We start from the raw sequence: 13251 nt of genomic DNA on the forward strand, positions 1-13251 counted from the left end.
GTCAGGCTCCCAGTCGGTTCATCTCGGCACGGAAGGACTTCTCGGTCCACGGGGCGCCGTCAGGAGCGTGTACCTGACGGTTGTTCAGGCCGAGTACCACATCGGCGAGTTCGTGGCCCTCGTGGGTGAACACGTCTTCCAGGGTCGCGGCGAGTTTGCGTTCGTACGGGGTCGGCTCATGGGTGCGGGACTGGTGGATGTCCAGGCGGGGCCAGGTGTCGGTCACGGTGATGCCTCCTGGGAGTGCGGTCGAAAGGTCACAGGTCGAGGACGAGCCGGCTGCGGGAGGCGCACCGCGAGACGCAGATCATCATCGTGGCGCCCGCCGCACGTTCGGCGTCGCTGAGGAGGAAGTCGCGGTGGTCGGGGGTGCCGTCGAGGACCCGTGTCTCGCAGGAGCCGCAGATCCCGTCGCGGCACGAGCTCGCCACGGTGAGCCCGGCGCCTTCCGCCGCGTCGAGGATGGAGGTGCCGGCGTCCACGGTGAGGGTCACTCCTGAGCTGCGGAACTCCACCTCGAACGCCTCGTCGTCACCGGTCCGTTCCACGACGGGCGCGGCGAACCGCTCCAGGCGCAGGCGGTCCCCCGGGCAGCGCGCCTCGACGGCGGTGAGCAGCGGTTCGGGGCCGCAGGAGTACACCAGCGTGCCGGCGGGGAGCCCGGCGAGTTCGGAGGCCAGGTCGATGTGGCCGCGTTCGTCCTGCGGGACGAACGTGACGTCGCCGCCGAGTGCCGTGAGTTCCTGGGCGAACGCCATGGAGGCCCGGCTCCTGCCGCCGTAGACCATCCGCCACGGGTCGCCCCTGCGGGCCGCCTCCCGGGCCATGGCCAGCAGCGGGGTGATCCCGATGCCGCCGGCGACGAACACGTAACCCTCGGCGTCCTCCAGTGCGAAGTGGTTACGGGGTTCGGAGACGGTCACCTGCTGGCCGGGGCGCAGCTGGGTGTGGACGTAGCGCGAACCGCCGCGCGAAGCGGGTTCGTTCAGGACGCCGATGCGGTAGACGTCGCAGTCGTGCGGATCACCGCACAGGCTGTACTGGCGGATCTGGCCGCCGACATGGACGTCGAGGTGCGCGCCGGGCGTCCAGGCGGGCAGGGGTTTGCCGTCGGGATGAACCAGCTCGACGGACAGGACGCCCTCGGCCTCCCAGGTCATACGACGGACGATCAGCCGCAGCGAATGCTCGCTCATGGCCTGTTGCCTCCTTACCGGCAGTACGGGCGGGCCGGGCTACTGGCCCGGAATCCTCACGGGCGGGGTGAACGGGGTCTTCATCGGGCCGAGTGCGCCGAGGTCCACCTCGACGAGTGTCGGACCGTCGGAGGCGACGGCTTCGGCGAGCACGGGGCCCGCGTGCTCCTCCGCGGCGATACGGGCGTAGGGCAACCCGCAGGCCCGAGCGAGGAGTTCGAAGTCGGGGGTGACGAGGTCGACTCCGGAGCGGCGCTCGCTGTAGCGGTCCTGCATGTTGCGCAGGACTCCGTAGCCGCCGTCGTTGAAGACGATCAGGGTCAGCCGGGGCCGCTCCTGGGCAAGGGTGAGGAGTTCCCCGAGGTGGACGGCGAGCCCACCGTCCCCGGCCATCACGACGGTGGGCGCTCCGGGCCTGGCGAGCGCGGCGCCGATGCCCATGCCGAGCCCCTGCCCGATGCCGCCGCCGCGCGGGAAGACGTTGTCCCGGGGGTCGTACATCTCCAGCAGCCGGTTGCCCCAGCTGCTGGAGGGAATGGTGACGTCCCGGGCGACGACGGCCTCGCGGGGCAACGCCGCGCGGATGGCTTCGCAGATCGCGGCCTGCGGTCCGATGCCGGCGTGCAGGTTCGCCCTGACCTCGGTGCGGACGGCGGCGACGCGGTCCGTCCAGCCGGCCTCCGCGTGCGCCGCGTGGGGCAGCAGGGCGTGCAGGGTGCCTGCCGCTTCGCCGTGCAGCGGGTGGGCGGCCGGGTACACGCGGCCCAGTGCCGCGGCGTCGACGTCGATCTGGATGTGCGCCCCGGGGAGCTCCAGCGTGTAGTCGGCCGTCTCGTTGGAGCGGAAGTGCGTCCCGATGGTGACCAGGACGTCGGCGTCGGCGAGCAGGGCACGTACCGCGGGGGTGGTGGCGAAGTTGCCGATGACCTGTTCGTGGTCCTCGGGCACGGCTCCGCGCCCCGAGTTCGAGGTGAGCAGACCCGCGCCGGTGGCCTCCAGGAGCCGGGTCAGCTCGTCGCGGGCGGTGGCCGCGCCGCCGCCCGCCCAGATCAGCGGGCGGCGCGCGGAGGCCAGCAGGGCCCCGGCTGCGGCGAGTTCGCCTTCGGTGGGTGCGGGGCCGGCGGGGACGGGCGCGGCCGGGGCCGGCTCGTCGGTCTGGGGCGCGTACTGGAGGTCGATGGGCCACTCCACGCTGGCCGGGCCGCCCGGCGCCGCGAGCGCGGACCGGGCCGCCTCGCGCAGGATGTGCCCGGCCCGTGCGGCGTCCGGAACGCTCGCCGCGTAGGCGGAGACGGCCCCGAGCATGCCGAGCTGGTCCTTGGTCTCGTGGATGAAGCCCCGTCCGCTGCCCAGGAACTCGCTCTCGACCTGCCCTGTGATGTGGAGGACGGAGCTGCCGGCGCTGAGCGCCTCGATCAGCGATCCGGCGGCGTTGCCCGCGCCGGTTCCGGTGGATGTCAGGGCGCAGCCGATCGAGCCGCGGGCGCGGCCGTAGGCGTCGGCGGCATTCACCGCGGACGCCTCGTGCCGTACGGGGACGAACCGCAGTTCGCGGTCGACGGCTTCGACGAGCGGCAGGTTGTGGACGCTGACGATGCCGAAGACGGTGTCGATACCGAGTTCGCGCAGGACGGCGACGAGGAGATCGCCTCCGTTGTCGTGACGCATGGGGTCTCCTCAGAGGATGGAGCGGCCGACGCCGCCGCAGACGTCGATGCTGGTTCCGGTGATGTACGAGGCGCGGGGTGAGAGGAGGGCGAGGACGGCGTACGCGACTTCCTCGGCTCGGCCGAGGCGGCCGAGCGCGATGCCGCGGTCCGCGGCGAGTTCCGCCTGCCAGTCCTCGTAGGTCGTGCCCGGGTCCGCCGCCGCATGGCGCCTGGTCCACTGCCCGGTGTCGATGAGGCCGAGGCAGACGGAGTTGACCCGGATGCCCTCGGCGGCCAGTTCGACGGACAGGGACTTGGAGAGGTTGAGGATGCCGGCGCGGGCCGCGCTCGTGGTGATGAGCCGGGGTTCGGGCTGTTTGGCGAGGACTGCGTTGATGTTGACCACGCTCGCCGTGCCGGAGGCGGCGAGGTGGGGGCGCGCTGACTGGAGGGGGTTGAGGACGCCGGCGAACTTCAGCTCCAGCTCGTCGCGCCAGTCTTCCGCGGTGGAGTCGTCCAGCCCTTTCATCCGGGACTGTCCGGCGTTGTTGACGAGTCCGTCGATGCCGCCGAACTCCTCGGCGGTGCGGCGCACGAAGTCGTGTACGGCGCCGGCGTCCCGTACGTCGCAGGCGCCGGTCAGCAGCCTGTCGGGGCCGGCACCGAGGCCGGCCGCCGCCTTGGCCAGCCGGTCGGTGTCGCGGCCGCAGGTGGCGACGCGGGCGCCCTCGTCGAGCAGGGCGCGGACCGTGGCCAGGCCGACGCCCGAGCTGCCGCCGGTGACCAGAATCGTGCGGTCGGCGAGGCCCAGATCCATAACTTGTGTCTCCTGCGGTTCAGTTCATGGTGAAGCCGCCGTTGACGGCGATCACCTGTCCGGTCAGATAGCGGGATTCCTCGGCCAGCAGGAAGGAGACGATCCCGATGAGGTCGTCCGGCTGCTGGGGCCGGGAGATGGCGCGGTTCAAGCGGTAGAGGTCGTGGCGTTCGGCGGGCACCGTCGCGGTCGCCTCGCACTCGGTGAGCCCGGGAGCGACCGCGTTCACGGTGATGCCCTTGTCTCCGAGCTCGCGTGCCATCGCCCGGGTGAGGGCGATGACCGCCCCCTTGGAGGCGATGTAGTGGGCGAGCCGTGGGGAGCCGTAGAGGGCGGCATCCGATGCGATGTTGACGATCCGTCCGGGTGCCGCGAAGAGCGGGTACAGCGTCTTCGCCACCAGCCAGGGGCTGCGGGCGTTGACCGTCATCAGACGGTCCCACTCCTCGACGTCGAGGTCCTGGAACTCCTTGCCGCCGACGCCGTTGGCGAGTGCCGCGTTGTTGACCAGGCCGTACAGGGGGCCCAGCTCGCCTACGGCGGCCGCCAGGGCGTCCACCGAAGCGGGGTCGGCCACGTCGCAGCGTACGAAGTGGGCGTCGATGCCCTCCGCGCACAGCTCCTCGACGGCGCGCCCGCCCCGCTCCGGGTCCAGCTCGGCGACGACGACCCGGAAGCCGTCGGTGCCTGCCCGGCGGGCCATGGCCAGTCCGAGGCCACGGCCCGCACCGGTGACGACGACGGTGCGTACGACGGCCGGGGGCTCGTCAGCCACGGGTGACGCCGTGCATCGGCGAGTACTCCGGGTAGGTCGGGACCTGCGGCTTCTGCGTGCCGATCACCACGCAGAACAGTGCGTCGGTGTCGCCCTCGTTCTTGAGGGAGCGGGTCACTCCGGCCGGTACGACGATCATGTCCCGGTAGCCCAGGGTGCGGAACTCGGCCTCGTCGGGGCCGCGGTGGATGCCCACCTTGACCTCGCCCTCCAGCACGAAGAAGGCTTCCTCGACGTCGTGGTGGGTGTGGGCCGGGCCCTCGGCGCCGGGCGGCAGCAGCATGTTGGAGAAGGTGAACCCGCCGGAGGGCAGGATGCGGCTGTCGCTCTCGTGGTTGCCGGTGGCGCCCGAGCCGACGTAGCGGATCTGGCCGCGGCGGAACTGCGCGCCGGCCTTCTCCTGGAAGGAGAGGGTGTCGAAGTCCGCCACGCGGGAGGCCTTGGTGGCGATGAGGGAGTCGGTGTACGCGGAGAGGTCGTCGCCGTTGTCGTACGCGGTGGTGGTCAGAGGCATGGCAGAGCTCCTACTCGGGGATGGAGGCGGTGATACGGAGGTGGGAGAGGACCCAGGCGTTGAAGTGCCCGGGCTGCTCCTGGTTGGCCAGGTGACCGGCGTCCTTGACGATCACGTAGGCGGTCTTGTGGATGGCCCCCGCGATGGCCTGGCTCGCGTCGGGGCCGGTGACCCGGTCGTGCTCTCCGCAGAGCACGAGGGCCGGCGCGGTGATCGAGGGAAGCTCGGCCCGCAGATCGGCGGATGCCATCGACTCGGCGGCGAAGGCGTAGCCCGGCAGGCGTACCGACGCGGCCATGTTCGCCACGACGGCGCCCACGAGGTCGTCCGGCGCGTCGGGTGACACCAGGCGGGGGCCGCGTGCTGCGGCGAACGCCCTCGGGCCGAGCTCGGCCAGGTCGGCGGCGCGTGCCCGCATGGCCCGCGCCTTCGCCTCGTCGGTGCCCGAACCGGTGCTGGAGTCGGCGATGATCAGTGAGGCGACTAGCTCGGGGTGCCGGGTGGCGAGCCGCAGTGCGATCACCCCGCCCCAGGAGACGCCGAGGACGTGTGCGGTGGTGGCGCGCTCGCGGATCAGGGCAGCAGCCGCGTCCGCGTAGTCGTCGAGGCCGTAGGGGGCCGTCGGATCCGCGGATCTTGCGTATCCCGGGGCGTCCCAGGCCACGACCCTGACGTAGGCGGACAGTTCGGCGAGCTGGGGGGCGAAGGCGGCCGAGGAGGAGCCGATGCCGTGGAGGCACAGCAGCAGGGGTCCCCGGTCACCGGCCTCCTCGACGTGGATCGCCGTTTCGGTGCCGCTCACAGGATCTGCCCGGTGCGGCCGGCGAGCGCGGCGAGGCTGCGCAGGACGGCGTACGGCACCACCTGGCTGGTGGCGGGGTTGCCCGGGTCGGGCTGGTGGGCGACCTCGAAGCGGTACGCACCGTGCGCTCCGGACGCCTCGATCACATGGCGGGTGCGGTGGGCCGCCGGGTCGGCGACGACCTGGACCCGCACAGCGTCCAGGTCGCCGACGGCCAGCGCGACCGAGGCGGCCACGTTCGTGGACTTGGGGAACTTCACCGGCACGTCGCGCGCGGTGCCGGACATGACCTCGACCGGCCCGGTGGCCGTCCGCATCCGGTGCAGCAACTCCGCGCCCATCCAAGGCTGTTCGAGGGTGGCGGGCAGCTTGGTGGTGATGAGCCTGACGTCGGTCAGCGGGCCCAGTGAGCGTGCCGCCTGGAGGAGGTCGAGGCCGCCGACCGCGCCGCCGGTGAAGTACACCCGGCCCGGTCCGGCCGCCAGCAGCCGCTTGGCGAGCTCGTCGTCGGTCAGCGCGCCGGTGGAGGCGATGAGCAGATCGGTGCCGGACTCCAGGACCCGCGTGCCCCATTCCCGTACGACACCCTGGCCTGCCGCCTCCACGATGAGGTCGCAGGCCTCCAGGGCCTCTTCGAAGGATGCCTGCCGGGCGGGCGCGGTCTCTCCGAGCGGGCGGTTGTCGACGACGCACACCAGCTCGGCGCCCTCCACCTGTCCTTCGACGAGCGCGGTGCCGACCACCCGGCCGATGGCGCCCCAGCCGACGATGCCGACTTTGCGTACGGTGCTCATGCTCCGGCCTCCTGGGTGTCGAGGGGAGCGAGCGGGCCGGGGTCCGGCGCGCCCGCCATGTGGCAGCGGATCTCCTTCGACGGCGGCCCTGCCGTCCCCCACAGGTCGGAGAGGTCGGGCACGCGCCGCCACACCCGGGCGATCCAGGCGTCCTCGACGATCTGGGCGACCTCGGAGGTGTACTCGCACACCAGCCCGGACGGGTCGGTGAAGTAGGAGAAGGTGTTGTTTCCGGGGCCGTGCCGGCCCGGTCCCCACTGAGGGACGACGCCGTGGTGGCGCAGCCGTCCGAGGCCGCGCATGAAGTGGTCGACCGACGTCATCTCGTACGCCACGTGGTTCAGCGAGGTCCACTCGGCCTGGTTGAACGCGATGCAGTGGTGGTCGGCGTTGCAGCGCAGGAACGCCATCTGGTGCTCGGACCAGTCGGAGACGCGCAGTCCGAGCACCTCGCAGTAGAAGGTGACCGCCGCGTCGATGTCGGTGGTGTTGAGCACCGCGTGCGTCACCCCGACCGGGACCGCACCGTCCCGGCCGCGCGGAGTGACCGCCTCGACGTGGGCGCTGATCTCGATGAGACGGCCCTCGGGGTCGGTGAACCGCAGCCCGTAGCCGCCGCCCGCCTGCTCCAGGGGGCCGGGGCCGGCGACGGGGACGATGGAGCGCGCTTCCAGGCGTCGCGCCGCTTCGTCCACCTCGGCGGGCGTCGCGACGGCGAAGGCGATGCGCCCCAGACCGAGCCGCTCCCGCTCGGTGAGGTGCAGGACGTGGTGCTCGTCGCCCGTGCCGCGCAGCCAGCGGGCACCGGTGTCGGACTCGACGGTCTCCAGGCCCCAGACCTCTTCGTAGAAGTCGGCGGTCTCGGTGAAGGCCGGGGTGTGCAGCTCGACGTAGCGCAGGGAGCGGAGCCGGGCGATCGGACCGGGGGGTGATGGGTGCAACGGTCTCTCCAGACGGGCGGGTGTACGTGGGGGCGGGGGTTCGGGTCAGCCGGCCCAGGGAAGCGGGTGGCCGGAGGTGCCCCAGTACAGGGATTTCTGGCGCTGGTAGGCGCGGATCGCGTCGCGGCCCTTCTCCGTGCCGAGGCCGCTGTCCTTCCATCCGCTGAACGGCGTGGCAGCGCTGAACTGCTTGTACGTGTTGATCCAGACGGTCCCCGCCTCGATCCGGCGGGCCAGCTGCCACGCGGCCCCCAGGTCCCGGGTCCAGATTCCGCAGGCCAGTCCGTAGACGGAGTCGTTGGCCTGGCGGACCAGGTCGTCCTCGTCGTCGTAGGGCAGGGCGACCAGGACCGGGCCGAAGATCTCCTCCTGGCAGGTCCTGGAGGTGTTGGCGAGCCCGTCGAGGACCGTCGGCAGGTAGTACGCGCCGTCCGCGTACCGCTCGCCCTCGGGAGCCGACCCTCCGCACAGGACCCTGGCTCCCTCGGAGCGTGCGAGGTCGACGTAGGCGGCGACGGAGTCGCGGTGGCGGTGGTGCACCAGCGGGCCGACCTGGGTGGCCGGGTCGGTTCCGGGCCCGACGCGCAGCTTGGTCACGCGCGCGACGAGTTCGCCGACGAAGGAGTCGTAGATCTCCCGGGCCACGAAGAGCCGGGAGCCGGCGATGCAGGACTGGCCGCTGGAGGAGAAGATCCCGAACAGGACGCCCGCCAGGGCCTGCTCGACGTCCGCGTCGGCCCGCACGATCGTGGGCGACTTGCCGCCGAGTTCCAGGGAGACCGGGACCAGTCTGCGGGCGGCGGCCTCGGCGATGGAGCGCCCCGTCTCCGTACCGCCGGTGAATCCGATGCGGGCGACGAGCGGGTGGCGCACGATGGCGTCGCCGACCACACGGCCGCTGCCGGGCAGTACCGACAGCAGGGCGGTCGGCAGGCGGAACTCCTCGAGTGCCCGGGTGATCAGCCGCCCGAGGGCGAGGGAGACGAGGGGGGTCCACGCCGCGGGCTTGAGCAGCACGGCGTTTCCGGCGGCGAGGGCCGGGGCGATCTTCTGGGCGTCGCTGGCCACGGGCGAGTTCCAGGGGTTGATCGCACCGACGACGCCGAGCGGCTCGTGCACGCTCATCGTGACGTACGGGCCGCGGGAGGGCGTGAGCGTGTCCTCCGCCGTCTCCAGGGCGGCGCCCATGTAGCGGAAGGTGCCTGCCGCGCTGAGCGCGAGGGCCCTGGTCTCGGTGAGGGTCTTGCCGGTGTCGGCGGTCTGCAGCGCGGAGAGCTCGTCGGCCGCTTCCTCGGTCAGCTCGGCGATGCGGTACAGCAGCCGTGAGCGTTCGTGGGCGAGCAGGTCACGCCATGCGGGGTCGGCCACCGCCTTCGCGGCTGCCTCGGCCGCCTCGGCGACCTCCTCGGCGGAGGCCGAGTGGACGGTGGCGAGCAGACGCCCGGTCGCCGGGTCGACGGTGTCGACGGGATCGCCCGCACCACGTCGCCACTGGCCCGCGATCAGGATGTCGGTGGGGAACTGCGGCACGGTGGACCTCCGGGCAAGGCGGGGGGAAGGGAGCGGGCACCGGATGCGGGACGCGCTCGGGGCGCTGTCACCATCCGGAACTGCCGAAGTGCTAGAAATCTAAGGGCTTAACTATCTGGGCACAAGCCCCCCGGTCGAAATCGTTGCCCGCGATCTCTTGAGCTGAGCACCCTTCGGCACGGACGATGGGCACCGAGTTGCTCGAATCGAGGTTTCTAACCGCTTAACCATTGACCGCTTAGGTAACTGACCCTACTGTCTCGGCAACTCCACTGCCCGCGGAAGGACCCCCTCCATGACGACTGTGGCCGGCAAGCCAGCACTCGGCTCCATAGCCGCGAGACTTGAACGACTGCCGCACTCCCGCTGGCACATCAAGGTCCGGTTCCTGATCGGAGCCGTCACGTTCTTCGAGGCGTTCGACCAGTTGCTGGCCGCCTCCGCACTGCCCGTCCTCATGAAGGAGTGGAACCTCACCACCGGGCAGGCCACCTTCGCGGTCACCTCGGCCTCCATCGGCATGCTGCTCGGGGCGCTGGCCGCCGGCTGGCTGGGCGACCGGATCGGCCGGGTGCGCACCGTCGCCCTGGGCGTCGCGGTCACCGGACTGGCCAGCCTCGCCGTGGCCTTCTCCGGCAGCATCGAGACCTTCTCGGTGTTCCGGTTCGTCCAGGGCCTGGGCATCGGCGGCGTCGTGCCCGTGGCGGCCACGTACATCAACGAGATCGCCCGCTCCGACAAACGCGGCCGGTTCGTCCTGCTCTACGAAATGATCTTTCCTGCCGGACTCGCCGCCGCCACGCTGCTCGCCGTGTGGGTGGTCCCGAACTTCGGCTGGCGCGCCATGTTCGTCGTCGGCACGATCCCCGTCGTGATCGCCGCGATGCTGCCCCGCCACGTCGAGGAGTCCCCGCGCTGGCTGCTGGCACGGGGCCGTACGGCGGAGGCCGAGGCGGCGATCAGCCGCATCGAGGCCGAGGTTGCCCGCGCCACCTCCGAGGAACTGCCCGCGCCCGCCCCCGCGTCGAGCATCCCCGAGGAGACGCCCCAGGGGCGCCTCGCCGACCTGTTCCGGGGCCGCTACCTGCGGCGCACGGCGGTGCTCTCGGGGCTGTGGTTCGTCGCGTACTACGTCAACCACGGCATCTCCACCTGGCTGCCGTCGCTCTACACGAAGCAGTTCGGGCTGGACCTCACCACGGCGCTCGTCTACACGCTGCTCAGCAATGTCACCGGTCTGCTCGGCACCTTCGTGGTGGCCATGCTGGTCGACCGCATCGGCCGCAGGCCCGCGCTGATGGGCGCGCTCGTGGGCACCATGCTCTCCCTGGGCGTGCTGGCTCTGGCCGGAGCCACCTCGGGCATACAGGTCGCGGTCTTCGCCTCCTGTACGACCTTCTTCCTGTACGCGATCAACGCGGGGCTCTACCTGTACTCCCCCGAGCTCTACCCGACGCACAACCGCGCCAAGGGCGCGGCGTTCGGCGGGCTGTGGAACCGGATCGGCGTGATCCTCGGCCCGGTGACCGTCGGCGCGATCATCGGCGCGGGCGGCAGCCTGACCCTGGTGTTCGCACAGCTCGCCGCGGTGGCCGCGGTGGGTGCCGTGATCGCCTGGTTCGCCGTGGAGACCAAGGGCAGGACGCTGGAGGAGCTCAACTCCTGACGCAGCGAAGCTGGTTGCTCGAACGGGGCCGGTGTACCAGGGCAGTGATCACTGCTCCGGGACACCGGCCCCGAGCGTGCGCCCGAGGGCGCCCAGCAGCCCCGGGAGCCTGCGCCGGTCCGCGGGTGCCAGCCCCGCCAGCAGCTCGCGCTCCTGGTCCGACCGTGCGGCGTGGACCCGCTCGGCCAGCTCCAGGCCCTCGGGCGTGAGAACCAGCCGGACGATCCGACGGTCCCCGGCGTCGCGTTCGCGCCGGATCAGGCCCGCCGCCTCCAGCCGGTCCGCGTGCTGGGTGAGGCCGCCCGCCCGGACCGTTCCGGCGTCCGCCACCTCTCCCATGGTCAGCCGGTAGGGCTCGCCCGCGTCACGGATCGCGGCGATGACCTCGTAGGCGGAGGGGCTGATGCCGTACGCGCGAACGGTCCGCCCGATGAGCGCCTGGTACCGCACGGCGCACGCGCTCAGAGCTGCGAAGAGCGAGGCGGCGGAGCCGTCCGCGGCGGGGACCGGGGCGGGGTTGCCGACCGCGCCCGGGAAGGGGGCGGGGTTGCCGACCGGGGCGGGGTGGTCCGCGACGGGGTACGTAGCGGTCGCTTCCTCCGGGGCCGGTTGCGGGGTTTCCGCCTCCTCCCCCGCTCCCACGCCGGTCCGCGGCGAGGCGTCGCCGAAAGCGGTGGCGAGCACGTCCGCGAGGGCGGGGGCGAGCTCCTCCGTGGGGACGGAGGCCGCCGGTTCGTGCGCGAAGACATAGCGTTCCATGATCACTCCGAAGAGCACACTGCGGATCATCGCGGCGCGCACGTCCGCCCCTGCAGTGTCGCCGAGCAGCCTGGCGAGAGGCTCGCCGACCTGCTTCTCCAGGATGTCGCGCAGCACCTGCGCGCTCGGCGGGTGGCTGACGGCCGAGCGGATCAGCGCAGGCCAGGGGTCGTCGGACGGCAGCCGGTCCCAGCGGTCGAGGTAGGCCCGTGCGAGGGCAGCGGGCAGATCACCACCGCTCGTGCCGAGTACGTCGTGGGTGACGCCCGTCCCGCCCGCGACCGCCTCCCGGAACAGCCCGTCCTTCGTACCGAAGTAGGACATCACCAGTCCGGGCGTGACACCGGCCTCGGCCGCGATGGCGCGCACACCGACGCCCTGGTACCCGTGCGCCCCGAACAGGCGCCGGGCGGCGTCGAGTACGGCGCGCCGGTTGCCCTCCGGGTCGTGGGAGCCGGGGCGGCGCTGCGCGCCCGCCGACGGTCCGGTGCCGTCCCCGGCGGGTACGGGGCGTGCGGCTGCCCGTGAGCCGTTCTCGTCTTCTGGTTCCACTCCGTCAGATTAAACGAGTGTTCAGAAAAACAGTCGTTCAAAATCGATCACGAACGGTGCACGGACCCGGACAGCCCCGCGAGGGGCAGTCCGCTGCCGCCGCGTCGCGCCGCGATGATCCCCGCCATGATCGACACGGCCGTCTCCTCCGGGCCCCGGCCGCCGAGGTCGAGCCCGATCGGCGAGTCCAACCGTGCGAGTTCCTCCTCGCCCGCACCCGCCTCCCGCAGTCGCACGAGCCGGTCGGTGTGGGTGCGACGACTACCCATCGCCCCCACATATCCGGCCCGGCTGCGCAGGGCGAGCGCGAGGACGGGTACGTCGAAGCGGTCGTCGTGGGTCAGGACGCAGACCGCGGTCGCCGCGTCGACCCGGCCCTCGTGGGCGCGGAACCAGCGGTCGGGCAGGTCGGTGACGACCTCGTCGGCGCCCGGGAAGCGCTCGGCCACCGCGAAGGCGGGCCGGGCGTCGCACACCGTCACCCGGTACCCGAGTACGGCTCCAACACCGGCCAGCGGGCGGGCGAACTCTGCCGCACCGAAGATCAGCAACTGCGGACGGGACGCGAACGACTGCACCAGAAGGTGCTGCCCCGGTGCGCACACCGCCGCCTCACCGTCCACGTTTCCGCTGGTCACCAGCCCACTGACGGCCCGGCTCAGCATGCCTTCGGCAGCCACGGCGGCCGCCCGGTCCGCGCCCGGGTCACCCAGCGTTCCTGTGACCTTCCCATCGCTGACCACCAGTCCCCCGCGACCGTCCACGGGGGTGACCAGGGCCACCGGCACTCCGGCGGCGAGACCGGCGGCGATGCGGCCGAGCGGCACCTCCCGGCCCACCTCGCGGATCAGCACCTCGATGGTGCCGCCACAGGTCAGGCCGGCCGCGAAGGCGTCGTCGTCCGCGATCCCCCAGCGCTCGACGGTCGGCGCGGCGCCCGCGAGCACCTCCTCCGCGATCGCGCAGACGGCGGCTTCCACACAACCGCCGGACACGCTGCCGACGACGCGACCGCCCTCGGACACGAGCATGGACGCGCCGGGACCGTGCGGCGCCGAGCCCCAGGTGCGTACGACGGTCGCCATGGCGAAGCGGATTCCGGAGGACTGCCAGGCCGCAGCCTGGTCGATGACATGACGCACGTCTCTCACCTCGAACGGGGAAATTTCGGTCAGCCTCTTGCCAGCAGAAACTTTAGAGTAAATCATTTTAGGTACTAGATAGATCTGCACGTGCCGATTGCCACGGCGCGACGA

13 protein-coding genes are annotated in these 13251 nt (G+C 71.9%); 1 reads left to right on the forward strand and 12 read right to left on the reverse strand.

The window, feature by feature from the left end; all coding sequences use genetic code 11:
• Position 1: 1 nt before the first annotated feature.
• From AB0C82_RS29080 to AB0C82_RS29125, 10 genes are read right to left on the reverse strand one after another with little or no spacing between them, the layout of a single operon-like run.
• The gene (locus AB0C82_RS29080) at positions 2 to 232 is read right to left on the reverse strand and encodes a recombinase-like helix-turn-helix domain-containing protein (RefSeq protein ID WP_362847960.1); all 231 of its coding nucleotides are present in this window, start codon (positions 230 to 232) and stop codon (positions 2 to 4) included.
• Positions 233 to 257: 25 nt separating this feature from the next.
• Positions 258 to 1196, reverse strand: coding sequence for a PDR/VanB family oxidoreductase (locus AB0C82_RS29085; protein ID WP_362847499.1), 939 nt, complete (start codon positions 1194 to 1196; stop codon positions 258 to 260).
• 39 nt (positions 1197 to 1235) lie between these two features.
• Positions 1236 to 2864, reverse strand: a complete 1629-nt coding sequence (locus AB0C82_RS29090) for a thiamine pyrophosphate-binding protein (RefSeq protein WP_362847502.1) — start codon at positions 2862 to 2864, stop codon at positions 1236 to 1238.
• Positions 2865 to 2873: 9 nt separating this feature from the next.
• Positions 2874 to 3662, reverse strand: a complete 789-nt coding sequence (locus AB0C82_RS29095) for an SDR family oxidoreductase (protein WP_362847505.1) — start codon at positions 3660 to 3662, stop codon at positions 2874 to 2876.
• A 19-nt stretch (positions 3663 to 3681) separates the two neighbouring features.
• Positions 3682 to 4437, reverse strand: coding sequence for an SDR family oxidoreductase (locus AB0C82_RS29100; RefSeq protein WP_362847508.1), 756 nt, complete (start codon positions 4435 to 4437; stop codon positions 3682 to 3684).
• A complete protein-coding gene (locus AB0C82_RS29105) occupies positions 4430 to 4951 on the reverse strand; it encodes a cupin domain-containing protein (protein WP_362847511.1) in 522 nt (173 codons plus the stop codon). Before AB0C82_RS29105 ends, AB0C82_RS29100 begins: the two co-directional genes overlap by 8 nt.
• A gap of 10 nt (positions 4952 to 4961) precedes the next feature.
• The gene (locus AB0C82_RS29110) at positions 4962 to 5753 is read right to left on the reverse strand and encodes an alpha/beta fold hydrolase (RefSeq protein WP_362847514.1); all 792 of its coding nucleotides are present in this window, start codon (positions 5751 to 5753) and stop codon (positions 4962 to 4964) included.
• Positions 5750 to 6547 carry an aspartate dehydrogenase domain-containing protein gene (locus AB0C82_RS29115; RefSeq protein WP_362847517.1) on the reverse strand — a complete coding sequence of 266 codons (798 nt, stop codon included), beginning with the start codon at positions 6545 to 6547 and terminating at the stop codon, positions 5750 to 5752. Before AB0C82_RS29115 ends, AB0C82_RS29110 begins: the two co-directional genes overlap by 4 nt.
• Positions 6544 to 7488, reverse strand: a complete 945-nt coding sequence (locus AB0C82_RS29120) for a VOC family protein (RefSeq protein ID WP_362847520.1) — start codon at positions 7486 to 7488, stop codon at positions 6544 to 6546. Before AB0C82_RS29120 ends, AB0C82_RS29115 begins: the two co-directional genes overlap by 4 nt.
• A 45-nt stretch (positions 7489 to 7533) precedes the next feature.
• On the reverse strand, positions 7534 to 9018 hold the full coding sequence (locus AB0C82_RS29125) for an aldehyde dehydrogenase (protein ID WP_362847522.1): 1485 nt from the start codon (positions 9016 to 9018) through the stop codon (positions 7534 to 7536).
• A 295-nt stretch (positions 9019 to 9313) separates the two neighbouring features.
• On the opposite strand from AB0C82_RS29125, the gene AB0C82_RS29130 reads away from it, so the two are divergent.
• Positions 9314 to 10684, forward strand: a complete 1371-nt coding sequence (locus tag AB0C82_RS29130; RefSeq protein WP_362847525.1) for an MFS transporter — start codon at positions 9314 to 9316, stop codon at positions 10682 to 10684.
• Between the two features lie 48 nt (positions 10685 to 10732).
• Here AB0C82_RS29130 and AB0C82_RS29135 read toward each other — a convergent pair whose 3' ends face one another.
• Complete coding sequence (locus tag AB0C82_RS29135; protein ID WP_362847528.1) at positions 10733 to 11995, reverse strand: TetR family transcriptional regulator; 1263 nt, start codon at positions 11993 to 11995, stop codon at positions 10733 to 10735.
• Positions 11996 to 12042: 47 nt separating this feature from the next.
• Entirely contained in the window at positions 12043 to 13137 is a 1095-nt protein-coding gene (locus AB0C82_RS29140) for an XdhC/CoxI family protein (RefSeq protein WP_362847530.1), read from the reverse strand.
• Positions 13138 to 13251: the final 114 nt, after the last annotated feature.

The sequence above is a fragment of the Streptomyces sp. NPDC048560 genome (genome assembly GCF_040650955.1).
GTDB lineage: Bacteria > Actinomycetota > Actinomycetes > Streptomycetales > Streptomycetaceae > Streptomyces.